The sequence below is a fragment of the Geopseudomonas aromaticivorans genome (assembly GCF_019097855.1).
GTDB classification, from domain to species: domain Bacteria; phylum Pseudomonadota; class Gammaproteobacteria; order Pseudomonadales; family Pseudomonadaceae; genus Geopseudomonas; species Geopseudomonas aromaticivorans.
The window spans coordinates 218,468-243,737 of sequence record NZ_JAHRGL010000040.1 but is presented as its reverse complement, the minus strand read 5'-3'; the positions used below and the strand labels follow the sequence as shown (position 1 = coordinate 243,737).

The following is a 25,270-nucleotide window of genomic DNA, read 5'->3' as shown; positions in this document are numbered from 1 at the left end:
CGCTATTGAACCGGAGAACTCCCATGCTCAAGCGCACCCTGGCGCTCGCCGCCGCTATTGGCCTGTCCGTTTCCGCCCTGGCCGCGCAGGCCGCCGATGTCCTCAAGGTTTCCGCCATCCCCGACGAGGCCCCCACCGAACTGCAGCGCAAGTTCAAGCCGCTGGGTGCCTACCTAGAGAAGGAGCTGGGCATGCCGGTACAGTTCGTCCCGGTGTCCGACTACGCCGCGGTGGTCGAGGGCATCGCCGCCGATCGCGTCGACCTGGCCTGGCTGGGCGGCTTCACCTTCGTGCAAACCCGCCTGAAGACCGGCAGCGCCATCCCGCTGGTGCAGCGCGAACAGGACGAGAAGTTCACCAGCAAGTTCATCAGCGCCGACGCCAACGTGAAGTCGCTACAGGACCTCAAGGGCAAGACCTTCGCCTTTGGCTCGGTGTCCTCCACCTCCGGCAGCCTGATGCCGCGCTACTTCATGCAGAAGGACGGCATCGTGCCCGAGCAGTTCTTCTCCCGCGTGGCCTTCTCCGGCGCCCACGACGCCACCGTCGCCTGGGTCCAGGCCGGCAAGGTCGACGCCGGCGTGCTGAACGCCTCGGTGTGGGACAAGCTGGTCGCCGCCGGCAAGGTCGACACCGCCAAGGTGCACGTGTTCGCCACCACCCCAACCTACTACGACTACAACTGGACCGTGCGCGGCACCCTCGCTCCCGAGCTGACCGCGAAGATCAAGAAGGCGTTCCTCGCCCTCGACCCGGCCAATCCGGAACACAAGGCGATCCTCGACCTGCAGGCCGCCAGCCGCTTCATCGAGACCAAGCCGGAAAACTACACCGGTATCGAGGAGGCCGCCCGCGCCGCCGGCCTGCTGAAGTGACCGTGCGCCTGACCGGCGTGGGCCTGACCCACGCCAACGGTCGGCGCGCCCTGCAGGAAGTCGATCTGACGGTCAGCCGCGGCGAGCGGCTGGCCATCATCGGCCCGTCCGGCGCCGGCAAGACCACCCTGCTGCGCCTGCTGGCCACCAGCCTGCAGCCCTCAGAAGGCCGCCTGGAACTGCTCGGCAGCGAGCCCTGGCAACTCGCTGCGGGCGCGCGCAAACGTCTGCGCAGCCGCCTCGGACTGGTTCACCAGAGCCCGCCCCTGCCGCCGCGCCAACGGGTGGTCACGGCGGTAAGCGCCGGCCGCCTCGGCCAGTGGCCGCTGTGGAAAGGCCTGCTCAACCTGCTGCACCCGCTCGATGCGGCCGGTGCCCGCGATGCCCTGGCGCGCCTGGATCTGGCCGAGCAACTGTTCGAGCGCTGCGACCAGCTCTCTGGCGGCCAGCTGCAGCGCGTCGGCATCGCCCGCGTGCTGTACCAGCAGGCCGAGTTGCTGCTGGCCGACGAGCCGGTGTCGGCCATGGACCCGGTACTGGCCAGCCACACCCTCGGCGTGCTGACCCGTGAGGCGGAATCCCGCGGCGTCACCCTGCTGGCCAGCCTGCATGCGGTGGAGCTGGCGCTGGCGCACTTTTCGCGCATCATCGGCGTGCGCGACGGGCGCATCGCCTTCGACCTGCCGGCCCATGAGGTTACCCAGGAGGCGCTGGACGCCCTGTACGCCAACGAACAGCTCGACCGCCCCCTGGCGGCTTCGCCGCTGCCCGCCCCCCAGCTGGTGACCATCCCGCGATGCTGAGCAACCCATCGACTGCGCCGGCCACCGCACTGCGCGATCCCGCCAGCCTGCCGCGCCTGCTGCTGACCCTGCTCGCCCTGGCCCTGCTGTGGCCCGGTCTGCAACTCAGCGAGCTGAACCTCGCCGTACTGTTCGACGCCGGCAACGCCGCCACCATGGGCAGCTTCGTCGGCGCCTTCTGGCCGCCGGAACATGGCGACGAATTCCTCGCCCTGCTCGGCCGCGCCACCCTGGAAACCCTGGCCATCGCCACCGCCGGCATGGCGCTGGCCTGGCTGCTAGCCGTGCCCTGCGCACTGCTGGCCACCCGCGTGCTGTCGGTGTCTGCGCTGGCCCGCGGCGGTCGGCCGCGCTGGTGGGCGAATGCGCTGCGCTGGCCGGTGCGCCTGCTGCTGATCGTGCTGCGCAGCATTCCCGAGATCGTCTGGGCGCTGCTGTTCGTGCGCGCCGTCGGCCTCGGCCCGACCGCCGGGGTGCTGGCTATCGCCATCACCTACAGCGGCATGCTCGGCAAGGTCTATGCGGAAATCTGCGAGTCGGTGGACCCGCGCCCGGCGCGCGCCCTGCTCGCCGCCGGCAGCCCGCGGCTGGCCGCCTTCGCCTACGGCGTGCTGCCCAACGCGGCGGCGGAGATGCTCTCCTACACGGTGTACCGCTGGGAGTGCGCGATCCGCGCCTCGGTGGTGATGGGCTTCGTCGGCGCCGGCGGCCTCGGCCAGCAGATCGACCTGTCGATGCGCATGTTCGCCGGCGGCGAGGTGGCCAGCATGCTGCTGACCTTCTTCGCCCTGGTGCTGCTGGCCGACCAGCTCAGCCGCTTGCTGAGGGGTCGGCTGACATGAGGCGCGCGCTCAACTACCTCCTGCTGCTGGCGATCCTGCTGGCCGTCGCCGCCTCCTTCGTCGGTCTCGGCCTGGACTTCACCGGCCTGACCAGCGCCAGGGGGCTGTCGCTGATGGCCGACTACGCAACCGGCTTCTTCCCGGCGGACTTCTCCAGCGCGCACCTCGCCAGCATCGGCCGCGGCAGTCTGGAAACCCTCGCCATGTCGGCGTTGGGCACCCTGCTCGCAGCCCTGCTCGGCCTGCTGCTGGCGCTGCCGGCAGCCGGACGCTGCGGCCGCACCGCTGCGGCGCTGGCGCGACTGCTGCTCAACGCGTTGCGTTCAATTCCGGAACTGGTCTGGGCGGCACTGATGGTGCTGGCCGCCGGCCTGGGCCCCAACGCCGGCACCCTGGCCCTGGCCCTGCACACCGCCGGCGTGCTCGGCCGGCTGTTCGCCGAGGCACTGGAAAACACCCCGGCCGAGCCGGCCGAAGCGATTCGCCTGGCCGGTGGCGGGCGCCTCGCCGCCTTCGTCTACGGCACCCTGCCCGGCGTGTGGCCGCAGCTGATCGCCTACTGCCTGTACCGCTGGGAAAACAACATCCGCATGGCCAGCGTGCTCGGCTTCGTCGGCGCCGGCGGCCTCGGCCAGATGCTCTACGTCAGCCTCAGTCTGTTCCAGCAGGCACAGGCAGCCACCGTGATCCTCGCCATGCTGCTGCTGGTGCTGGCCGTCGATGCACTCAGTGGCTGGGCGCGGCAGCGCTGGGTCAGCCACTGACCGACGGCGCCGGCCGGCAACTGCGGCTCAGTGCAGGACCTCGACCGCCGGGCGCTCCTGCACCAGCACCCATGGCGCCACCACCACCGCCCACAGCTGCGGATCGCGCGCCTGGTAGTCCTCGGCATCCGCTACTTCCATCTTGCGCAGGCTGCCAGCGGTCAGCCAGAGCTGCACCTTCGCACCGTCATCCTCAGCCAGGGCCTCGGCGACCGCCACCAGATCCAGCTCACCGGCAACGCGCAGGACGTTGCCGCCGGCGAAGAAGCGCTGCAGCTCCTGCCAGGTGATGGTTGCGGTTTCGCCCAGCAGCTTGGCGTACAGGGTGCTGGGTTCGGAATTGGAAGCGGGCATGGGCACTCACCTTCGGTTGGAGGGGCGTCATGATAGCGCCCGCTCGCCGCCAGGCAAGCCGCACCGACTGACAACCCGGCGTCCCTCGCCCCTCGCAGAGATCCGCTGTCATGGCCGCGCTTTTTCGCAGGCACAAAAAAGGGCGACCGAAGTCGCCCTTTTTCATGAACAGTCAGAACTTAGTTCTGGTTGCCCATTTGTGCCTTGATCAGGTCGCCGATGGTGGTCGGGCCTACGCTCACGTCTTGCTTGCGCAGTTCCTTCATCGCTTCCTTCTCTTCAGCCACGTCCTTCGACTTGATGGACAGGCTGATCACGCGGCTCTTGCGATCCACGCTGATGATCTTGGCTTCGACTTCTTCGCCTTCCTTCAGCACGTTGCGCGCGTCTTCAACGCGGTCACGGCTGATTTCGGAAGCCTTCAGCACGCCTTCGACTTCGTCAGCCAGGGTGATGATGGCGCCCTTGGCGTCGACTTCCTTGACGGTGCCGCGCACGATGGTGCCTTTCTCGTTCAGGGCGGCGTAGTTGGAGAACGGATCGTCTTCCAGCTGCTTGATGCCCAGGGAGATGCGCTCGCGCTCCGGATCGACCGACAGGATGACGGTGTCCAGCTCGTCGCCCTTCTTGAAGCGACGCACGGCTTCTTCGCCGGCTTCGTTCCAGGAGATATCGGACAGGTGAACCAGGCCGTCGATGCCGCCGTCCAGACCAATGAAGATACCGAAATCGGTGATCGACTTGATGGTGCCGGAGATGCGGTCGCCCTTGTTGAACTGACCGGAGAACTCTTCCCACGGGTTCGGCTTGCACTGCTTGATGCCGAGGGAGATGCGACGACGCTCTTCGTCGATGTCCAGAACCATGACTTCCACTTCGTCGCCGACGTTAACGACTTTCGACGGGTGGATGTTCTTGTTGGTCCAGTCCATTTCGGACACGTGTACCAGACCCTCGACGCCTTCTTCCAGCTCTGCGAAGCAGCCGTAGTCGGTGAGGTTGGTGACGCGCGCCTGAACGCGGGTGCCTTCCGGGTAGCGCGCCTTGATGGCGACCCACGGATCTTCGCCCAGCTGCTTCAGACCCAGGGAGACGCGGTTGCGCTCGCGGTCGAACTTCAGCACCTTGACATCGATCTCGTCGCCAACGTTGACGATCTCGGACGGATGCTTGATACGCTTCCAGGCCATGTCGGTGATGTGCAGCAGACCATCGACGCCGCCCAGGTCAACGAACGCACCGTAGTCGGTGAGGTTCTTGACGATACCTTTGACCTGCTGGCCTTCCTGCAGGGATTCCAGCAGAGCTTCGCGCTCGGCGCTGTTCTCGGCTTCCAGCACGCTGCGACGGGAAACGACAACGTTGTTGCGCTTCTGGTCGAGCTTGATGACCTTGAACTCGAGCTCTTTGTTTTCCAGGTGGGTGGTGTCACGCACCGGACGCACGTCGACCAGCGAACCCGGCAGGAACGCGCGGATGCCGTTGACGTCGACGGTGAAGCCGCCCTTGACCTTGCCGTTGATGATGCCCTTGACCACTTCTTCGGCAGCGAACGCAGCTTCCAGAACGATCCAAGACTCGGCGCGCTTGGCCTTCTCGCGGGACAGCTTGGTTTCGCCGAAGCCGTCTTCCACGGCGTCCAGCGCCACGTGGACTTCGTCACCGACCTTGATGGTCAGTTCGCCCTGCTCGTTGTAGAACTGCTCGACCGGGATGACGCCCTCGGACTTGAGGCCGGCATGCACGGTAACCCAGTCACCGTCGATGTCGACCACGATGCCGGTGATGATGGCACCCGGCTGCATGTCGAGGGATTTCAGGCTTTCTTCAAAAAGTTCTGCGAAGCTTTCGCTCATGTTCATACCTGTTGATCAAGGGCACAGAAAATATGCCCGATCCGCACCCCAGTCGGCACGGGTTCGTTGTCATATGGAGGCGGTCGGCAATGGGACTGGTTTCCCGTCCACCTCACCTGGGTCATCCCGCCAGGTCGCGAAGTGCGATCTCGGCGAGGATGCGTTCCAGTACCTGCTCGATCGAGAGTTCAGTGGAGTCCAGCAGGATGGCGTCGGACGCCGGCTTCAGCGGAGCCACTGATCGCTGCATGTCACGCTCGTCGCGCGCACGGATCTCTTCTAGCAGACTTGTCAGATTAACACCGGATACCTTGTCCTTCAACTGCAGGTAGCGCCGCCGGGCACGCTCCTCGGCACTCGCGGTAAGGAAAATCTTCAGCGGCGCGTCGCCGAATACCACGGTACCCATGTCGCGGCCGTCGGCCACCAGGCCGGGGGCGACGCGGAAATCGCGCTGGCGCTGCAGCAGCGCAGTGCGCACGCCCGGCAACACGGCGACCTGCGAGGCACCGGCGCCGGCCTGCTCGGTGCGCAGCTCGTCGCCGACCTCCTCGCCCTCGAGGAGGATGCGCTGGCCATGCAGGCCTTCCTGGGCGGCAACGAACTGCACGTCCAGGTTGGCGGCGAGGGTTTCCAGCGCCGCTTCGTTGTCCAGGGCGATGCCATGGCGGCCGGCAGCCAGCGCCAGCAGGCGGTACAGCGCACCGGAGTCGAGCAGGTGCCAGCCCAGCTGGCGCGCCAGCCGACTGCACACCGTGCCCTTGCCCGAGCCGCTCGGCCCGTCGATGGTGACGACCGGGGCCAGGCTGGTCATTGCTGCTCCTCCTTGGCCACGCGCACGCCGACCTCGGCGCACAGGGCGAGGAAGTTGGGGAACGAGGTGGCGACGTTGGCGCAGTCGTGGATGCGGATCGGCGCGCTGGCGCGCAGCGAGGCGACGCTGAACGACATGGCGATGCGGTGGTCGCCGTGCGCCCACACCTCGCCGCCGCCGATCGGGCCGCCGTCGATGACGATGCCGTCCGCAGTCGGCTCGGCCTTGACGCCGCAGGCCTGCAGGCCGTCGGCCATCACCTGGATGCGGTCGGACTCTTTGACCCGCAGCTCCTCGGCGCCGCGCAGCACGGTGCGCCCTTCGGCGCAGGCGGCGGCGACGAACAGCACCGGGAATTCGTCGATGGCCAGCGGCACCAGATCCTCGGGAATCTCGATGCCCTTGAGCTTGGCGCTGCGCACACGCAGATCGGCCACCGGCTCGCCGCCGACGATGCGCTGGTTCTCCAGGGTGATGTCGCCGCCCATCAGCTTGAGGATGTCGATCACCCCGGTGCGGGTCGGGTTGATGCCGACGTGCTCGAGCACCAGCTCGGAGTTCTCGGCGATGCTCGCCGCCACGAGGAAGAAGGCCGCCGAGGAAATGTCCGCCGGCACCTCGATGTGGGTGGCGGAGAGCTTGTGGCCGCTTTCCACCTTGGCGGTGGCACCGTGCACGTCGACCGGATAGCCGAAACCGCGCAGCATGCGCTCGGTGTGGTCGCGGGTCGGCGCCGGCTCGGTCACCGCGGTCTCGCCGGCGGCGTACAGGCCGGCCAGCAGCAGGCAGGACTTGACCTGGGCGCTGGCCATCGGCATCTGGTAGTGCATGCCGGTCAGGCGCTGACCACCCTTGATGCTCAGCGGCGGACGGCCTTCGGGGCCGGTCTCGATCACCGCGCCCATCTCGCGCAGCGGCTTGGCCACGCGGTTCATCGGCCGCTTGGACAGCGACGGATCGCCGGTCAGCACGGTGTCGAACGGCTGCGCGGCGAGCAGGCCGGAGAGCAGGCGCATCGAGGTGCCGGAGTTGCCCATGTACAGCGGGCCGGCCGGCGCCTTGAGGCCGTGCAGGCCGACGCCGTGCACGGTGACGCGGCCGTGGTGCGGGCCCTCGATCACCACGCCCATGTCGCGGAAGGCCTGGATGGTGGCCAGGGCGTCCTCGCCCTCGAGGAAGCCCTCCACCTCGGTGGTGCCCTCGGCCAGCGAGCCGAGCATGATCGAGCGGTGGGAGATGGACTTGTCGCCCGGGACGCGAATCCGTCCGCTCAGGCTGCCGCCCGGTTGGGCCAGGAAGATCAGGTCGTTGGAATGCATGGCGTCCACATAGGCCCGTTGGGCCAGAATTTTGCTGAAATGCTCACGGGCGACGCGGGCGCGGGTGAATACGCCCAGCAGATGATGCCCGTCTCCATGGTCGATCGCTTCGCGCAGGCCGTCGAGGTCGCTGCGATAACGGTCGAGAATGCGCAGTACCGCCTCGCGGTTGGCGAGGAAGATGTCGTGCCACATCACCGGGTCGCTGCCGGCGATGCGGGTGAAGTCGCGAAAGCCGCCGGCAGCGTAGCGGAAGATCTCCAGATTCTCGCTCTGGTGGGCCAGCGAGTCGACCAGGCCGAAGGCCAGCAGGTGCGGCAGGTGGCTGGTGGCGGCGAGCACCTCGTCGTGGTGCTCGACGGCCATGTGCTCGACGTCGGCGCCCAGGGCGCGCCACAGGCGGTCGACCAGCGCCAGCGCCTGCGCATCGGTCTCGGCCAGCGGGGTGAGGATCACCTTGTGCCGGCGGTACAGCGCGCCGTTGGCCGCCTCCACGCCGCTCTGCTCGGAGCCGGCGATCGGATGGCCGGGCACGAAGCGGGCGATCTGCGCGCCGAGCACCTGGCGCGCGGCGCGCACCACGTTGCCCTTGGCGCTGCCGACGTCGGTGATCACCGCTGCGCCGAGATCGAGAGCGGCCAACTGGGCGAGCACCTTTTCCATGGCGAGGATCGGCACGGCCAGCATGATCACGTCAGCGCCGACGCAGGCCGTGGCCAGCTCGCTTTCGCAGCGGTCGACCACGCCCAGCTGCACCGCCAGGCGCCGCGACTGGGCATCCAGATCGACCCCCACCACCTCGCGGCACAGGCCCTGCTGGCGCAGGCCCTTGGCGAAGGAGCCGCCGATCAGGCCGAGGCCGACCACCACCAGGCGACCGACGACGGGCGCACGCACCGGCTCAGCCACGGCCGAGCACCTTGGCCAGCGCCTCGAGGAAGCGCTGGTTCTCCGCCGGCAGGCCGATGGACACGCGCAGGAAGGTCGGCATGCCGTAGCCGGCGACCGGGCGCACGATGACGCCCTCCTGCAGCAGCGCCTGGTTGATCGGCGCAGCGTCGCGACCGAAGTCGACGGCGATGAAGTTGCCCTTGCTCGGAATCCACTTGAGCCCCAGCGCGCGGAAGCCGGCTTCCAGCTGGGCCATGCCGGCAACGTTGTTGCGCCGGCCGGCGGCCAGGTAGTCGGCATCGTCCAGCGCCGCGCAGGCGGCGACCAGGGCCAGGCTGTTGACGTTGAACGGCTGGCGCACGCGGTTGAGCACGTCGGCCACCTGCGGCGAGGAGGCGGAATAGCCAACGCGCAGGCCGGCCAGACCGTAGGCCTTGCACAGGGTGCGCGAGACCAGCAGGTTCGGGTAGCGTGCGAGGTACTCGAGGCCGTTGGGCAGCTCGTCGCCCTCGGCAAACTCGATGTAGGCCTCGTCCAGCACCACCAGCACATGGGCCGGCACGCGCGACAGGAAGGACTCCAGCGCGTCCGGGCCGAACCAGGTGCCGGTCGGGTTGTTCGGGTTGGCGATGAACACCACGCGGGTGTTGGCGTCGATGGCCGCCAGCATGGCCTCGAGGTCGTGGCCGTAGTCCCTGGCCGGCACGGCGCGGCCCTCGGCGCCGACCGCCTGGGTGGAAATCGGGTAGACGGCGAAGGCGTACTGGCTGAATACCGCGTTCAGGCCCGGCGCCAGCCAGGCGCGGGCGACCAGGTCGAGGATGTCGTTGGAGCCGTTGCCCAGGGTGATCTGCGCCGGGCTCAGACCGAAACGCGCAGCCAGCTTGGCCTTGAGCTGGTAGCCGCTGCCATCCGGATAACGGGTGATGTCACCCAGCTCGGCGCGGATCGCCTCCAGCGCCTTGGGCGACGGGCCCAGCGGGTTCTCGTTGCTGGCCAGTTTGACGATGCCGGCCGGGTCGAGGCTCAGCTCGCGGGCCAACTCGTCGACCGGCTTGCCCGGTACGTAGGGGGACAGTTTCTGCACACCCGGCACGGCCAGGGCGAGGAAATCACAGCTCATCGGGTGTCTCCGATAAAGATCGCCGGCCGCGGGCAGCGCCCGGGCCGGCGCAGGCAGGGTTCAGTCGCTCAGCATCTGTTCACGAGCGAGCCAGGACCGGGCCAGGCGAAGCCGGTTGCGGACGCGGCGTTTGCCAGTGGCAAAGGAGCATCCGCAACCGATTTCACCGCAGCAGGCCGACACGCAACGGTCATGCATAGGCTCTCAGAGTACGGCCTTTGGGTAGGAACCCAGCACCTTGACCGCCACGGTTTTCTGGCCGATCTGCTCCAGCACCTGGCGAATCAGCGGGTCCTGCTGGTGGCCGACGAAGTCGATGAAGAACACGTAGGTCCACTTGCCACTGCGCGACGGACGGGTCTCGATACGGGTCAGGTCGATGCCGTTCTGGTGGAACGGCGCCAGCAGGTCGTGCAGCGCGCCCGGCTTGTTGCTGGTCGAGACGATGATCGAGGTCTTGTCGTCGCCGGTCGGCGGCACTTCCTGATTGCCGATGATCAGGAAGCGCGTGGCGTTGTCCGGGCGATCCTCGATCTTTTCCGCCAGTTTGGTCAGCCCGTACAGCTGCGCCGCCATGTCGCCGGCAATCGCCGCGCTGCTCCACTCGCTCTTCACCCGCTTGGCCGCGTCGGCATTGCTCGACACCGCCACACGCTCGACGTTCGGGTAGTGCGCGTCCAGCCACTTGCGGCACTGCGCCAGCGACTGGGCGTGGGAATAGATCCGCGACAGCTTGTTGGTCTTGGTGTTCTCACCGACCAGCAGGTGGTGGTGGATGCGCAGCTCCACCTCGCCGCAGATCACCAGATCGTGCTCGAGGAAGCTGTCGAGGGTGTGGTTGACCGCCCCCTCGGTGGAGTTCTCCACCGGCACCACGCCGAAGTTGACCGCGCCGGCGGCCACTTCGCGGAACACCTCGTCGATCGCCGCCATCGGCTGGCTGACCACCGCATGGCCGAAGTGCTTGAGCGTCGCGGCCTGAGTGAAGGTGCCTTCCGGGCCGAGGTAGGCGACCTTGAGCGGATGCTCGAGGGCCAGGCAGGACGACATGATCTCGCGGAACAGCCGGGCGACTTCCTCGTTGCCCAGCGGCCCCGGGTTGATCTCCATGATGTGCTTGAGCACCCAGGCTTCGCGCTCGGGGCGGTAGAACACCGGCTTCTCACCGGGCTGCAGAGCCGCCATCTTGACCCGCGCGACTTCCTCGGCGCAGCGCGCACGCTCGCTGATCAGCTCGAGGATCTTCTCGTCGAGGCTGTCGATGCGCACGCGCAGGCCCTGGAGCTGATCCTGCTCGCTCATCAGCCGTGCTCCTTCTCGAATTCGGCCATGTAGCCGACCAGGGCCTGCACCGCGTCCAGACCGACCGCGTTGTAGATGGAGGCACGCATGCCGCCCACCGAACGATGGCCCTTGAGGTTGAGCAGGCCGCGCGCCTCGGCGCCGGCGAGGAACACCTTGTCCAGCTTCTCGTCGGCCAGGCGGAACGGCACGTTCATCCACGAGCGCGCATTCTTGGCGATCGGGTTGGTGTAGAACTCGCTGGCATCGATGGCGCCGTACAGCAGCTCCTGCTTAACGCGGTTGCGGCGCTCCATTTCCTCGACGCCGCCCTGCTCCTTCAGCCACTCGAACACCAGGCCGGACAGGTACCAGGAGAAGGTCGCCGGGGTGTTGTACATCGAGCCGTTGTCGGCGGCGACCTTGTAGTCGAGCATGGTCGGGCAGATGCTGCGCGCCTTGCCGAGCAGATCCTCGCGGATGATCGCTACCACCAGGCCGCTGGGACCGATGTTCTTCTGCGCGCCGGCGTAGATCATGCCGAACTGCGACACGTCGATTGGCCGGGACAGGATGTCCGAGGACATGTCGACCACCAGCGGCACGTCGCCGAGGTCCGGCACCCAGTCGAACTGCAGACCACCGATGGTCTCGTTGCTGGCGTAGTGCAGGTAGGCGGCGTTCTTCGACAGCTGCCAGTCGTTCTGCCCGGGAATGGCGAAGTAGTCGTAGGCCTTGGCGCTGGCGGCGACGTTGACGTTGCCGAAGCGGCGCGCTTCCTCGAGAGCCTTCTTCGACCAGATGCCGGTGTCGACATAGTCGGCAATGCCGTCTTCGGGCAGCAGGTTCAGCGGGATCTGGGCGAACTGCTGGCTGGCGCCGCCCTGCAGGAACAGCACCTTGTAGTTCGACGGAATGGCCAGCAGGTCGCGCAGGTCCTGCTCGGCCTTCTCGGCGATGGCGACGTAGTCGTCGCTGCGGTGGCTCATCTCCATCACCGACAGGCCCTTGCCGTGCCAGTCGAGAAGTTCGGCCTGGGCCTTGTGCAGAACGGCTTCGGGCAGCGCGGCCGGGCCGGCGCAGAAATTATGGGCTCGCATGCTCACATCCACTCTCAGTTGTTGGGCGAGGGACGCCATACGTCCTTCGCCGATCTTGCTGCGACGGCAGGCGGGACGCATCCCGCCTGCGATGGCTTACTCTTCGCCGGCCTGCGGCGCGCGCTCGTCGACCGCCGCCACGTCCGCGTCGGCCTCGACCGCGCTGTCCGCGTGCTCGTCGTCCAGCGCCTCGTCCTCACCGTTGTCCGACGGCTCCTGCACGCGCTCCAGGCCGACCAGGGTCTCGTCGCTGGCCAGCTTGATCAGGGTCACGCCCTGGGTGTTGCGCGACAGCGAGGACACTTCGTCGACACGGGTGCGCACCAGGGTGCCTTGGTCGGAGATCAGCATGATCTCCTCGCCGTCCTGCACCTGGATGGCCCCGACCAGCTTGCCGTTGCGCTCGTTGCTGACCATGGCGATCACGCCCTGGCCGCCGCGGCCGCGCTGCGGGAACTCGTCGATGGCCGTGCGCTTGCCGTAGCCGCGCTCGGAGGCGGTGAGGATCTGTGCCTGCGCCTCGGGAATCAGCATGGAAATCAGCTGCTGGCCCTCGCCCAGGCGCATGCCGCGCACGCCGCGGGCGGTACGGCCCATGGTGCGTACGTGCTTCTCCTTGAAGCGGATCACCTTGCCGCCGTCGGAGAACAGCATCACCTCCTTGGCACCATCGGTAATCGCCGCGGCGATCAGGGTATCGCCCTCTTCCAGCTTCAGGGCGATCAGGCCGGCGCTGCGCGGCTTGCTGAACTGCACCAGCGGGGTCTTCTTCACGGTGCCGAAGGCGGTGGCCATGAAGATGTAGGCGCCGGTCGGCTCGTCGTGCTCGTCGCCCTCGGCGACCTCGGTCTCCGACTCCTCGACCAGTTCGCCTTCGATCACCAGATCGTCGGCCTCGTCCAGCTCCTCATCGGCGCCAGCGCTCTGCTGCAGGGCTTCCAGGTCGATCTGCAGCATCGCGGTGATGCGCTCGCCCTCGTCCAGCGGCAGCAGGTTGACCAGCGGGCGGCCGCGCGCGGTGCGCGAGGCTTCGGGAATCTCGAAGGTGCGCAGCCAGTAGACCTTGCCCTTGCTGGAGAACAGCAGCAGGGTGGCGTGGCTGTTGGCCACCAGCAGGTGCTCGATGTAGTCCTCGTCCTTCACCCCGGTGGCCGACTTGCCGCGGCCGCCGCGACGCTGCGCCTGGTAGGCGGCCAGCGGCTGGCTCTTGGCGTAGCCGCCGTGGGAGATGGTCACCACGCGCTCTTCTTCGGTGATCAGATCGGCGATGGTCAGGTCGACCTGGGAGGCGACGATCTCGGTGCGCCGGGCGTCGCCGAACTCGGCCTTGACCTTCTCCAGCTCCTCGCGGATGACTTCCATCAGGCGCACGGGATTGCTCAGGATGCGGATCAGCTCGCCGATCTGGGTGAGGATCTCCTGGTACTCGGCGAGCAGCTTCTCGTGCTCCAGGCCGGTCAGGCGGTGCAGGCGCAGCTCGAGGATGGCCTGGGCCTGCTCCGGCGACAGGTAGTACTTGCCCTCGCGCAGGCCGTACTGCGGATCGAGGTCGTCCGGGCGGCAGGAGTCGGCACCGGCGCGCTCGACCATGGCCTCCACCGCGCTGGACTCCCAGGCGGTGGCGATCAGGCGCTCCTTGGCCTCGGCCGGGGTCGGCGACTGCTTGATCAGCTCGATCACCGGGTCGATGTTGGACAGCGCCACCGCCTGGCCTTCGAGGATGTGGCCGCGCTCGCGGGCCTTGCGCAGCTCGTAGACGGTACGCCGGGTCACCACTTCGCGGCGATGGCGGACGAACACCTCGAGCATGTCCTTGAGGTTCAGCGTGCGCGGCTGGCCGTCGACCAGCGCCACCACGTTGATGCCGAACACACCCTGCATCTGGGTCTGCGCGTAGAGGTTGTTGAGCACCACCTCCGGCACCTCGCCGCGGCGCAGCTCGATGACCACGCGCATGCCGTCCTTGTCCGACTCGTCGCGCAGCTCGCTGATGCCCTCGAGCTTCTTCTCCTTGACCAGCTCGGCGATCTTCTCGATCAGCCGCGCCTTGTTCAGCTGGTAGGGCAGCTCGGTGACCACCAGCTGCTGGCGGCCGCCGACCTTGTCGATGTCCTCGACCTCGACGCGGGCACGCATGTAGATGCGCCCGCGGCCGGTGCGGTAGGCCTCGATGATGCCGGCGCGGCCGTTGATGATCCCCGCGGTGGGGAAGTCCGGGCCGGGGATGTAGTGCATCAGCTCGTCGACGGTCAGCTCGGGGTTGTCGATCAGCGCCAGGCAGCCGTCGATCACCTCGCGCAGGTTGTGCGGCGGGATGTTGGTGGCCATGCCCACGGCGATGCCCGACGAGCCGTTGACCAGCAGGTTGGGGATCTTGGTCGGCATGACCGCCGGGATCTGCTCGGTGCCGTCGTAGTTGGGCACCCAGTCGACGGTTTCCTTGTCGAGGTCGGCCAGCAGCTCGTGGGCCAGCTTGGCCATGCGCACTTCGGTGTACCGCATGGCCGCGGCGTTGTCGCCGTCCACCGAGCCGAAGTTGCCCTGGCCGTCGACCAGCATGTAGCGCAGCGAGAACGGCTGGGCCATGCGCACGATGGTGTCGTACACCGCGGTGTCGCCGTGCGGGTGATACTTACCGATGACGTCACCGACCACACGGGCGGATTTCTTGTACGGCTTGTTCCAGTCGTTGCCCAGCTCGCTCATCGCGAACAGCACGCGCCGGTGCACCGGCTTGAGGCCGTCGCGCGCATCCGGCAGGGCACGCCCGACGATCACGCTCATCGCGTAGTCCAGGTACGACTGTTTCAGCTCGTCTTCGATATTGACCGGGATGATTTCTTTGGCCAGTTCGCCCATGAGAAGCCTGGTTCCTTAGTTCTAGGCGCGGACTGCCAGAGGCAGCCCGAACGCGCGATCCGGAAGGCCCTTGCGGGCCTCTATAAACCGCCGGAGCTTATCACAACCGCCTGCCCCGGCACATGGCAGTCCGGCGCCTCGGCCCGGGCTGTGACGCCGTCAACCGGTGCCGTGCCGCCCGGCGCTCAATGCAGACGCTTGCGGCACATCAGCTGCTTCATCTTTTCCGCATCCGGGCGCTCGACCACGCCCTTTTCGGTGACGATGGCATCGATCAGGTCGGCCGGCGTGACGTCGAACACCGGGTTGACCGCATGCACCTCCGCCGCCACGCGCTGGCCGCCGATCTCCAGCAGCTCGCGGCCGTCGCGCTCCTCGATCGGGATGTCGTCACCGCTTTCCAGGTTCATGTCGATGGTCGAGCTGGGCGCCACCACCATGAAACGCACGCCGTGGTGCATGGCGTTGACCGCCAGCTGGTAGGTGCCGATCTTGTTGGCCACGTCGCCGTTGGCGGTGATGCGGTCGGCGCCGACGATCACCCAGGTGATGCCCTCGGTCTTCATCAGGTGCGCCGCGGCGGCGTCGGCATTCAGGCTCACCGGAATGCCCTCGCCGGCCAGCTCCCAGGCGGTCAGACGAGCGCCCTGCAGCCAGGGCCGGGTTTCGTCGGCGAAGACCCGCTCGACCAGCCCGGCGAGGTGCGCGGCGCGGATCACCCCCAGCGCGGTGCCGAAGCCGCCGGTGGCCAGGGCGCCGGTGTTGCAGTGGGTCAGCAGCTTCTGCGGGCGGCTGTCGTGGCGGCGGATCAGCTCGACGCCGAGTTGGGCCATGGTCAGGTTGGCCTCGCGGTCGCTGGCGTGGATGCCGAGAGCCTCGGCCTCCAGCGCGGCGCGCACGTCGTCGCAGTCAGCCAGGCGATTGAGGCGCTCGCGCATGCGATCCAGCGCCCAGAACAGGTTGACCGCGGTCGGCCGCGACGCCGCCAGCACGCGGAAGTCCTCCTCCAGCGCCGCCTGCCAGTCGCCGCCGGCCGCCAGCCGCGCCTGAGCGCCCAGCACCACGCCGTAGGCGGCGGCGATGCCGATGGCCGGGGCGCCGCGCACCACCATCAGGCGGATCGCCTCGGCCACCCCGGCGGCGCTGTCGTAGGTCAGCCAGGTTTCCTCGAGCGGCAGCGCCCGCTGGTCGAGCAGATGCAGGACGCCGCCCCGCCAGTCGATTGCCGTGACCTTCTCCGCAGCCAGCAGTTGCTCGCGCATGTGGGACTACCTCTTGGATTCCTGAAAAAGCCGCCGAGTATACCCCTTGCCGAGCCGCGCAGCCGCTTCAAGAGCGCCCCGCCAGCGGCTACACTCGCAGGCCTTCGAACCGCCCGAACGGAAGCCCCGTACATGCCCAGCACCACCGCCCCCCTGGACCTGCTCCTGCTCCCCGAATGGATAGTCCCGGTGGAACCGGCCGGGGTGGTGCTGCGCGACCACGCGCTGGGCATCCGCGACGGCCGCATCGCCCTGCTCGCCCCACGCCAGCAGGCGCTGGCCATGGCCGCCCGCGAGCGCCGCGAACTGCCGGGCATGCTGCTCGCCCCCGGACTGGTCAACGCCCACGGCCACGCGGCGATGAGCCTGTTCCGCGGTCTCGCCGACGACCTGCCGCTGATGACCTGGCTGCAGGAACACATCTGGCCGGCCGAGGCCAAGTGGGTGAGCGCCGACTTCGTCCGCGACGGCAGCGAGCTGGCCATCGCCGAGCAGATCAAGGGTGGCATCAGCGCCTTCTCCGACATGTACTTCTTCCCCGAGGTGGCCAGCGAAGTGGTGCACGCCAGCGGCGTGCGCGCGCAGATCACCATCCCGGTGCTGAACTTCCCGGTACCCGGCGCGCACGATACCGACGAGGCACTGCGCCGCGGCCTCGAGCTGTTCGCCGACCTGCGCCACCACCCGCGGATCAAGGTCGCCTTCGGCCCGCACGCACCCTACACGGTCAGCGACGACCGCCTGGAGCGCGTGCGCGTGCTGGCCGAGCAGCTGGATGCCGGCATCCACATGCACGTGCACGAAACCGCCCATGAGGTGCAGCAGGCTCTCGAGCTGTCCGGCGAGCGGCCGCTGGCCCGCCTGGCGCGCCTCGGTCTGCTCGGCCCGCGCTTCCAGGCGGTGCACATGACCCAGGTCGACGACGCCGACCTGGCGCTGCTGGTGCAGCACAACAGCAGCGTGATCCACTGCCCCGAGTCCAACCTCAAGCTGGCCAGCGGCTTCTGCCCGGTGGAGCGCCTGTGGCAGGCCGGGGTCAACGTCGCCATCGGCACCGACGGTGCGGCGAGCAACAACGACCTCGACCTGCTCGGCGAAACCCGCACCGCCGCCCTGCTGGCCAAGGCGGTGGCCGGCTCGGCCACCGCACTGGACGCCCACCGCGCCCTGCGCATGGCCACCCTCAACGGCGCCCGCGCGCTGGGCATCGACGACGACTGCGGCTCGCTGGAGGCCGGCAAGAGCGCCGACCTGGTGGCCTTCGATCTCAGCGGCCTGGCCCAGCAGCCGGTCTACGACCCGGTCTCGCAACTGATCTACGCCAGCGGCCGCGACTGCGTGAAGCACCTGTGGGTCGGCGGCAAGGCGCTGCTGGAAGATGGCCGCCTGACGCGCATGGACGAGAACCAGCTGCGCGACAAGGCCAGCGCCTGGGGCGCGCGGATCGCCGGGGCCTGACCCGGGCAGCCACGGCAGCTCCGGGCGTGCTGGCGCGCCCCTGCCATCGGGAGCCGATCGCCGCGCGAGTCTTCGATCCCGCGACACCGACCTTCTCCGGCCCCAGCGACAAGCCGCCCGCCCCCAAGCCGCCCGAAAACTGGCAAGATAGGCGGTTAGAAGCTTCCAGCCTTGCCAACGGAACCACGTCATGAGCAACGTCGACCACGCCGAAATCGCCAAATTCGAAGCTCTCGCCCATCGCTGGTGGGACCGCGAGAGCGAGTTCAAGCCGCTGCACGAGATCAACCCGCTGCGGGTCAACTGGATCGACGAGCGCGTCGGCCTGGCCGGCAAGCGCGTGCTCGACGTCGGCTGCGGCGGCGGCATCCTCAGCGAGTCGATGGCCCTGCGCGGCGCGACCGTCACCGCCATCGACATGGGCGAAGCGCCGCTGGCCGTGGCGCGCCTGCACCAGCTGGAGTCCGGGGTCAGCGTCGATTACCGGCAGAGCACCGCCGAGGCGCTGGCCGCGGAGCTGCCCGGCCAGTTCGACGTGGTCACCTGCCTGGAGATGCTCGAGCACGTGCCCGACCCGGCCTCGGTGATCGCCGCCTGCCAGCGCCTGGTCAAGCCCGGCGGCCAGGTGTTCTTCTCGACCATCAACCGCAATCCCAAGGCCTACCTGCTGGCCATCGTCGGCGCCGAGTACCTGCTGAAGATGCTGCCTCGCGGCACCCACGACTTCAAGAAGTTCATCCGTCCCTCCGAACTGGGCGCCTGGTGCCGCGGCAGCGGTCTCGAGGTGAAGAACATCGTCGGCCTGACCTACAACCCGCTGAGCAAGACCTACAAGCTGGGTAGCGACGTCGACGTCAACTACATGATCCAGACCCTGCGCGAGGAGTGAGCGGCATGCGGCTACGGGCGGTTCTGTTCGACATGGACGGCACGCTGGTCGACAGCGCGCCTGACTTCATCGCGGTGTGCCAGGCCATGCGCGCGGCTCGCGAACTGCCGCCGCTGGAGCCGCAGCGGATCCGCGACCAGGTTTCGGGCGGCGCACGGGCCATGGTCGCCTGCACCTTCGGCCTGACGCCGGAGCATCCCGAGTTCGAGCCCCTGCGCCAGGAGTTCCTCGCCCGCTACCAGCAACACTGCGCGGTGCTGACCCGGCCGTTCGACGGCATCCTCGAGCTGCTCGCCGATCTCGAGCAGGCCCGCCTGCGCTGGGGCGTGGCGACCAACAAGCCGCTGCACTATGCCGAGCCGATCATGCAGCACCTGCAACTGGCCGAACGCGCGGCAGTGCTGGTCTGCCCCGAGCACGTTAGCCGCAGCAAGCCCGACCCGGAGATGCTCCTGCTGGCCTGCCGGCAGCTCGGCCTGGATCCGCGCGAAGTGCTCTACGTCGGCGACGACGAGCGCGACATCGCGGCCGGCCGTGCCGCCGGCACGCGCACGGTGGCGGTGCGCTACGGCTACATCCACCCCGACGACAATCCCGGCCACTGGGGCGCCGATCTGGTGATCGATCATCCCCGCGAGCTGCGTGACGTGCTCGAGCGCGCCCTGTGCGGCTGCTGAGACGGCTCTAAGACTTCCGGCGCATGGCGGCCACCCCGACCCTGCGCCACACTCGGACGCCAATGCAGGGTGGGTTGGCGCAGCGTAACCCACCCTTGCTGCGCAGGCGGCAGCTGCCGGTGGCGATGGCGGGTTACGCCGCAAGCGGCCAACCCAGCCTGCGCCCGGCCCCGGTTCCGCGATTTCGATTCAACGAGGCTCTACCCATGTTCCAATATTCCGCCCGCCCCGACCTGCTCAAGGATCGGGTGATCCTGGTCACCGGTGCCGGCCGTGGCATCGGTGCCGCCGCCGCGCGCACCTTCGCCGCCCATGGCGCCACGGTGATCCTGCTGGGCAAGACCATCGAGCACCTGGAAGAGGTCTACGACCAGATCGAAGCCGCCGGCGGGCCGCAGCCGGCGATCTTCCCGTTCAATCTGGAAACCGCCCAGCAGCATCAGTACGACGACCTCGCCGCCACCATCGAGCGCGAGTTCGGCCACCTCGACGGCCTGCTGCACAATGCCGCGCTGCTCGGCCCGCGCACGCCGATCGAGCAGTTCTCCGGCGACAACTTCATGCGCGTCATGCAGGTCAACGTCAACGCCGTGTTCATGCTCACCAGCGTGCTGCTGCCGCTGCTCAAGCTGTCCAGCGACGCCTCGGTGGTGTTCACCTCGAGCAGCGTCGGCCGCAAAGGCCGCGCCTACTGGGGCGCCTACGCGGTGTCCAAGTTCGCCACCGAAGGCATCATGCAGGTGCTCGCCGACGAGGTCGACGGCATCAGCTCGGTGCGCGCCAACAGCGTCAACCCCGGCGCCACCCGCACCAGCATGCGCGCCCAGGCCTATCCGGGGGAGAATCCGCAGCAGAATCCGGCGCCGGAAGAGATCATGCCGGTCTACCTGTATCTGATGGGCCCGGACAGCACCGGCGTCAACGGCCAGGCCTTCGACGCCCAGTGACCCCGCGGCGGGCGTCTGCCGCGACGCCCGCCCCTCTCTGCAGCGCTGACGCCCGCGGCAACGGCGCCCTTCCGTCCCCTCGTTCCACCCGCTCGCCGGCCGCACGCCTGCAACCCGCATGGCAGAGCGCTTGCCCGCCGCCCACGACCTTGGTCGCAAGAACCTGACGACGACCCGCATTGGTGCGAAACTCTGCCGATTCTAAAATGCCGGAGTTCTCATGTCGCTGTCCAGCGGGCTGATCACCGCGGTCGCCCTTTCCTACATGGCCGTCCTGTTCGCCATCGCCTTCTATGGCGACCGCCGCCAGACCAGCCCCCGTCCGCAACGCCCGCGCCTGCGCGCCTGGGTCTACAGCCTGTCGCTGGCGGTGTACTGCTCCAGCTGGACCTTCTTCGGCTCGGTCGGCCAGGCGGCCGGCCAGCTCTGGGCGTTCCTGCCGATCTACCTCGGCCCGCTGCTGCTGCTGCTGATCATGCCGCAGATGCTGGCCAAGATGATCCTGATCAGCAAGCAGGAGAACATCACCTCGATCGCCGACTTCATTTCCGCGCGCTACGGCAAGTCGCGGCCACTGGCCATCGTCGTGGCGCTGATCTGCCTGGTCGGCGTGCTGCCCTACATCGCCCTGCAGCTCAAGGGCATCGTCCTCGGCGTCAACCTGCTAACTGGTGCCCGCGCCGACGCCAACGGCATCAGCGCCCAGGACACGGCGCTGATCGTGTCGCTGATCCTCGCCCTGTTCACCATCCTGTTCGGCACGCGCAACCTGGACGCCACCGAGCATCACCGCGGCATGGTCATGGCGGTGGCCTTCGAGTCGCTGGTCAAGCTGCTGGCCTTTCTCGCCGTCGGCGTGTTCGTCACCTGGGGGCTGTTCGACGGCTTCGACGACCTGCTGGCCAGGGCGCAGGCGGCGCCGAAGCTGCAGGACTACTGGCAGCAACCGGTCGACTGGCCGGCCATGCTGGTGCAGACCGGCGTGGCGATGATGGCGATCATCTGCCTGCCGCGGCAGTTCCACGTTACCGTGGTGGAGAACATTGAGCCGCGCGACCTCAACGTGGCGCGCTGGGTGTTCCCGCTGTACCTCGCACTGGCCGCTCTGTTCGTCATCCCCATCGCCCTGGCCGGCCAGCTGCTGCTGCCCGCCGGGGTGGAGCCGGACTCCTTCGTGATCAGCCTGCCGCTGGCCGAAGCCCACCCGGCGCTGGCCCTGCTGGCCTTCATCGGCGGCGCCTCGGCCGCCACCGGCATGGTCATCGTCGCCAGCGTGGCGCTGTCGACTATGATCTCCAACGACATGCTGCTTCCCTGGCTGCTGCGCCGGCATAGCGCCGAACGGCCGTTCGAGGAGTTTCGCCACTGGCTGCTGTCGGTGCGCCGCATCGCCATCATCGCCCTGCTGCTGCTGGCCTACGTGATCTACCGGATGATGGGGCCGAACATCAGCCTGGCCGGCATCGGCCAGATCGCCTTCGCCGCTATCACCCAGCTCGGCCCGGCGATGTTCGGGGCGCTGTACTGGCGCCAGGCCAACAGCCGCGGCGTGTTCGCCGGCCTGGCGGTCGGCGCGCTGCTGTGGTGCTACACCCTGCTGCTGCCCCTGGTGGCCGCGGGCATGGGCTGGTCGCCGGACCTGTTTCCCGGCCAGCGCTGGCTGGCCAGCAATCCGCTGGGCATGCCCATGGATGCGCTGACCCAGGGCGCCCTGCTGTCGCTGACCGGCAACTTCGTGGTGTTCGCCCTGGTGTCCTGGCTGTCGCGCACCCGGGTGTCCGAGCACTGGCAGGCCAGCCGCTTCGTCGGCCAGGAGGCTTCGGTCCGCCCCAGCCCGCGCCTGTTGCTGGCGGTGCAGGTGCAGGACCTGCTGACCCTGGCCGGCCGCTTCGTCGGCGAGGAGCGCGCGCGGCAGAGCTTCATCCGCTTCGCCTACCGGCAGGGCCAGGGCTTCAGTCCGAACCAGACCGCCAGCAGCGAGTGGATTGCCCACACCGAGCGCCTGCTGGCCGGCGTGCTCGGCGCCTCCTCGGCGCGCGCGGTGGTCAAGGCCACCATCGAAGGCCGCGACATGCAGGTCGAGGACGTGGTGCGCATCGTCGACGAGGCCTCGGAAGTCCTGCAGTTCAACCGTGCCCTGCTGCAGGGCGCGATTGAGAACATCACCCAGGGCATCAGCGTGGCCGACCAGTCGCTGCGCCTGGTGGCCTGGAACCGCCGCTATCTCGAACTGTTCGAGTACCCCGAGGGACTGATCAGTGTCGGCCGGCCGATCTCCGACATCATCCGCTACAACGCCGAGCGCGGCCTGTGCGGCAAGGGCGATCCGGACCTCCACGTGGCCAAGCGCCTGTACTGGATGCGCCAGGGCACTCCGCACACCTCCGAGCGCATCTTCCCCAATGGCCGGGTGATCGAGCTGATCGGCAACCCGATGCCCGGCGGCGGCTTCGTCATGTCGTTCACCGACATCACCGCCCACCGCCAGGCCGAGGACGCCCTCAAGGAGGCCAACGAGAGCCTTGAGCAGCGCGTTGCCGAACGCACCCAGGAACTGTCCGCACTCAACGAGCAGCTGTCCGAGGCCAAGGCGCGCGCGGAAAGCGCCAACCAGTCGAAAAGCCGTTTCCTCGCCGCGGTCAGCCACGACCTGATGCAGCCGCTGAATGCCGCGCGGCTGTTCTCCGCCGCCCTCGCCCACCAGGAGGCGTTGCCGGTCGAGGTGCAGGAGCTGGTGCACCACCTGGACTCCTCGCTGCGCTCGGCCGAGGACCTGATCGCCGACCTGCTGGACATCTCGCGCCTGGAGGGCGGCCGCTTCACCCCGGAGCGCAGCACCTTCGCCCTGTCCACCCTGTACGACGCCCTCGGCGTGGAGTTCCGCGCCCTCGCCCAGGAACAGGGCATCGACCTGCGCATCCGCGCCAGCAAGCTGAGCATCGACAGCGACATCAAGCTGCTGCGCCGGGTGCTGCAGAACTTCCTGACCAATGCCTTCCGCTACGCCAAGGGCAAGGTACTGCTGGGCATGCGCCGCGATGGCCAGCACCTGCGCCTGGAAGTCTGGGACCGCGGCCCCGGCATTCCGGCGGACAAGCTCGAGGTGATCTTCGAGGAGTTCAAGCGCCTCGACAGCCACCAGACCCGCGCGGAAAAGGGCCTGGGTCTCGGCCTGGCGATCGCCGACGGCCTGTGCCGGGTGCTCGAGCACAAGCTCGAGGTGCGCTCCTGGCCGGGCAAGGGCAGCGTGTTCAGCGTACGCGTGCCGCTGGCCTGCGGCCGTGCCCTGCAAGCGCCCCAGCGCCTGCAGACGACCGCCGGACAGGTCATGAACGGCGCCCAGGTCTGGTGTATCGACAACGAGGACAGCATCCTTACCGGCATGCGCAGCCTGCTGACCCGCTGGGGCTGCCAGGTACAGACCGCGCGCACCCGCGAGGAGTGCGCCGCCCTGCTCGACGGCGGCAGCACGCCGGAACTGGTCCTCGTTGACTATCACCTGGATGGTGGCGAGACCGGCCTGGCTCTGATGGGCTGGCTGCGCGCGCGCCTCGGCCAGCCGGTGCCCGGCGTGGTGATCAGCGCCGACGGGCGTGCCGAGCTGATCGCCGAGGTGCATGCCGGCGGTCTCGACTACCTGAGCAAACCGGTCAAGCCGGCCGCCCTGCGCGCGCTGATCAGCCGCCACCTGAATCTGCGCTGAGGGAGTCCCGGCCGCCCCGCGCGGCGGCCGGGGCTGGCGACGGCCTGTTAGACTGGCTGTATCGGCCTGCCCAAAGGATTGCCCATGACTCCCGACCTCGACACTTGGCTGGACCTGGCCAGCGCCTTGGCCATCGGCCTGCTGATCGGTGCCGAGCGCGGCTGGAGCGCGCGCGAAATCCTCGATACCCGCCTATCCGCAGGCATCCGCACCTTCGGCCTGGTCGGCCTGCTCGGCGGCCTCGGCACGCTGCTCGCTGGCCATTTTGGCCCCCTGGCCTGGCTCGGCCTGCTGCTGGCGGTGGCCGTGCTGGTGACCACCGCCTACCTCATCGACCAGAAGCACGATGACGACCCCGGCCTGACCAGCGAGATGGCCCTGCTGCTGACCTTCCTCCTCGGCAGCCTGGCCCTGGCCCACAGCCGCCTGCTGGCGGGCGGCTGTGCGGTGGTGGTGGCCCTGTTGCTCAGCCTCAAGGAACCGATGCACAGCGCGCTCAAGCGCCTCACCGCGGCCGAACTGTCCGGCGCGCTGAAGCTGCTGTTCATCTCGCTGGTGCTGCTGCCGGCGCTGCCCGACCAGGGCTACGGCCCCTGGCAGGTGTTCAACCCCTACGCCACCTGGTGGATGGTGGTGCTGATCGCCGGGCTGGGCTTCGCGGCCTACGTCGCCATGCGCCTGGTCGGCACCCGTCACGGCCTGCTGCTGACCGCCCTGCTCGGCGGCATGGTGTCCTCCACCGCCATGACCCTGACCCTCGCGCGACTGCACAGCCAGCGCGAGCTGCACTCACTGCTGGCCGCCGGCCTGCTGGCCACCTCGGCGCTGATGTTCCCGCGGGTGCTGCTGGAGGTGGCGGCGATCAACCCGCGTCTGCTGGCCGAACTGCTCTGGCCGCTGGGCGCCGCCGCGCTGGTGTACGCCGGCGGCGCGTTGTACTGGTGGCGCCGCGCCGCCACCGGCGAGCAGAAGGCGAACGCCGAGCCGCCGCTGAAGAACCCCTTTGAGCTCGGTCCGGCGCTGCGCTTTGCCGTGCTGCTGGCGGTAATCCTGCTGCTGGTCGAGGTCGGCCGCCGCGAGCTGGGCGCTGTCGGCGTGTACCTGGTAGCCATCCTGTCGGGGCTGACCGACGTCGATGCCATCACCCTGTCACTGTCGCGCAGCGCCCTGCACGAGCTGGATGCCCAGGTGGCCGTGCGCGGCATCGCCCTGGCGGTCATCAGCAACAGCCTGATCAAGGGCGTGCTGATCGCCATCGTCGGCGGCCCGCGCCTGGCCCTGCTGACCGTGCCGGTGATGGCCGGCGGTCTCGGCCTGGGCCTGGCGCTGCTGCTGCTCTGAGCACTGCCGGTACGCGCGGCACTCCCTCCAGCGAGCGCACAGCGGAACCGTGGGGTGCGCCACACGCACCATCGTGCTCCATAGGGTGGATGCAGGGTTATCCACCGCTGCC

General features: G+C 68.5%; 19 protein-coding genes. 10 read left to right on the top strand and 9 right to left on the bottom strand.

The window, feature by feature from the left end:
• Positions 1 to 23 precede the first annotated feature (23 nt).
• Genes KRX52_RS14410 through phnE form a run of 4 tightly spaced genes read left to right on the top strand, consistent with a single transcriptional unit; the run spans position 24 to position 3,284 of the window.
• A complete protein-coding gene (locus tag KRX52_RS14410) occupies positions 24 to 875 on the top strand; it encodes a putative selenate ABC transporter substrate-binding protein (RefSeq protein WP_217682408.1) in 852 nt (283 codons plus the stop codon).
• Entirely contained in the window at positions 872 to 1,678 is an 807-nt protein-coding gene (locus KRX52_RS14405) for a phosphonate ABC transporter ATP-binding protein (protein WP_217682407.1), read from the top strand. Before KRX52_RS14410 ends, KRX52_RS14405 begins: the two co-directional genes overlap by 4 nt.
• Positions 1,672 to 2,520, top strand: coding sequence for a PhnE/PtxC family ABC transporter permease (locus KRX52_RS14400; RefSeq protein ID WP_217682406.1), 849 nt, complete (start codon positions 1,672 to 1,674; stop codon positions 2,518 to 2,520). The genes KRX52_RS14405 and KRX52_RS14400 overlap by 7 nt, the downstream gene beginning before the upstream one ends.
• Entirely contained in the window at positions 2,517 to 3,284 is a 768-nt protein-coding gene (phnE, locus tag KRX52_RS14395) for a phosphonate ABC transporter, permease protein PhnE (RefSeq protein ID WP_217682405.1), read from the top strand. Before KRX52_RS14400 ends, phnE begins: the two co-directional genes overlap by 4 nt.
• A gap of 27 nt (positions 3,285 to 3,311) precedes the next feature.
• On the opposite strand, the gene KRX52_RS14390 is transcribed toward phnE, so the two are convergent.
• From KRX52_RS14390 to mtnA, 9 genes are all read right to left on the bottom strand, one after another.
• Complete coding sequence (locus tag KRX52_RS14390) at positions 3,312 to 3,638, bottom strand: DUF2288 domain-containing protein (protein ID WP_217682404.1); 327 nt, start codon at positions 3,636 to 3,638, stop codon at positions 3,312 to 3,314.
• Between the two features lie 179 nt (positions 3,639 to 3,817).
• Positions 3,818 to 5,494 (bottom strand): 30S ribosomal protein S1, encoded by a 1,677-nt coding sequence (rpsA, locus tag KRX52_RS14385; RefSeq protein ID WP_217682403.1) that lies wholly within the window; start codon positions 5,492 to 5,494, stop codon positions 3,818 to 3,820.
• Between the two features lie 121 nt (positions 5,495 to 5,615).
• Positions 5,616 to 6,308, bottom strand: a complete 693-nt coding sequence (cmk, locus tag KRX52_RS14380; RefSeq protein WP_217682402.1) for a (d)CMP kinase — start codon at positions 6,306 to 6,308, stop codon at positions 5,616 to 5,618.
• Positions 6,305 to 8,536, bottom strand: coding sequence for a bifunctional prephenate dehydrogenase/3-phosphoshikimate 1-carboxyvinyltransferase (locus KRX52_RS14375; protein WP_217682401.1), 2,232 nt, complete (start codon positions 8,534 to 8,536; stop codon positions 6,305 to 6,307). Before KRX52_RS14375 ends, cmk begins: the two co-directional genes overlap by 4 nt.
• A complete protein-coding gene (gene hisC / locus KRX52_RS14370) occupies positions 8,529 to 9,641 on the bottom strand; it encodes a histidinol-phosphate transaminase (protein ID WP_217682400.1) in 1,113 nt (370 codons plus the stop codon). Before hisC ends, KRX52_RS14375 begins: the two co-directional genes overlap by 8 nt.
• 204 nt (positions 9,642 to 9,845) lie before the next feature.
• Positions 9,846 to 10,943 (bottom strand): prephenate dehydratase, encoded by a 1,098-nt coding sequence (pheA, locus tag KRX52_RS14365; protein ID WP_217682399.1) that lies wholly within the window; start codon positions 10,941 to 10,943, stop codon positions 9,846 to 9,848.
• A complete protein-coding gene (serC, locus tag KRX52_RS14360) occupies positions 10,943 to 12,028 on the bottom strand; it encodes a 3-phosphoserine/phosphohydroxythreonine transaminase (RefSeq protein WP_217682398.1) in 1,086 nt (361 codons plus the stop codon). The genes pheA and serC overlap by 1 nt, the downstream gene beginning before the upstream one ends.
• Before the next feature lie 90 nt (positions 12,029 to 12,118).
• The gene (gene gyrA, locus KRX52_RS14355; protein WP_217682397.1) at positions 12,119 to 14,881 is read right to left on the bottom strand and encodes a DNA gyrase subunit A; all 2,763 of its coding nucleotides are present in this window, start codon (positions 14,879 to 14,881) and stop codon (positions 12,119 to 12,121) included.
• A 185-nt stretch (positions 14,882 to 15,066) separates the two neighbouring features.
• The gene (gene mtnA, locus KRX52_RS14350; RefSeq protein ID WP_217682396.1) at positions 15,067 to 16,143 is read right to left on the bottom strand and encodes an S-methyl-5-thioribose-1-phosphate isomerase; all 1,077 of its coding nucleotides are present in this window, start codon (positions 16,141 to 16,143) and stop codon (positions 15,067 to 15,069) included.
• A 132-nt stretch (positions 16,144 to 16,275) separates the two neighbouring features.
• On the opposite strand from mtnA, the gene KRX52_RS14345 reads away from it, so the two are divergent.
• The 6 genes from KRX52_RS14345 (at position 16,276) to KRX52_RS14320 (ending at position 25,158) form a co-directional block, all read left to right on the top strand.
• Positions 16,276 to 17,601 (top strand): TRZ/ATZ family hydrolase, encoded by a 1,326-nt coding sequence (locus KRX52_RS14345; RefSeq protein ID WP_217682395.1) that lies wholly within the window; start codon positions 16,276 to 16,278, stop codon positions 17,599 to 17,601.
• 190 nt (positions 17,602 to 17,791) lie between these two features.
• Positions 17,792 to 18,490, top strand: a complete 699-nt coding sequence (gene ubiG, locus KRX52_RS14340) for a bifunctional 2-polyprenyl-6-hydroxyphenol methylase/3-demethylubiquinol 3-O-methyltransferase UbiG (RefSeq protein ID WP_217682394.1) — start codon at positions 17,792 to 17,794, stop codon at positions 18,488 to 18,490.
• 5 nt (positions 18,491 to 18,495) lie between these two features.
• Positions 18,496 to 19,167 carry an N-acetylmuramic acid 6-phosphate phosphatase MupP gene (gene mupP, locus KRX52_RS14335; protein WP_217682393.1) on the top strand — a complete coding sequence of 224 codons (672 nt, stop codon included), beginning with the start codon at positions 18,496 to 18,498 and terminating at the stop codon, positions 19,165 to 19,167.
• Between the two features lie 206 nt (positions 19,168 to 19,373).
• Positions 19,374 to 20,114 carry a YciK family oxidoreductase gene (locus tag KRX52_RS14330; protein ID WP_217682392.1) on the top strand — a complete coding sequence of 247 codons (741 nt, stop codon included), beginning with the start codon at positions 19,374 to 19,376 and terminating at the stop codon, positions 20,112 to 20,114.
• Positions 20,115 to 20,334: 220 nt separating this feature from the next.
• Positions 20,335 to 23,817: a hybrid sensor histidine kinase/response regulator gene (locus KRX52_RS14325; protein ID WP_217682391.1), complete on the top strand. Its 3,483-nt coding sequence runs from the start codon at positions 20,335 to 20,337 to the stop codon at positions 23,815 to 23,817.
• An 84-nt stretch (positions 23,818 to 23,901) separates the two neighbouring features.
• Positions 23,902 to 25,158 (top strand): MgtC/SapB family protein, encoded by a 1,257-nt coding sequence (locus tag KRX52_RS14320; protein WP_217682390.1) that lies wholly within the window; start codon positions 23,902 to 23,904, stop codon positions 25,156 to 25,158.
• Positions 25,159 to 25,270: the final 112 nt, after the last annotated feature.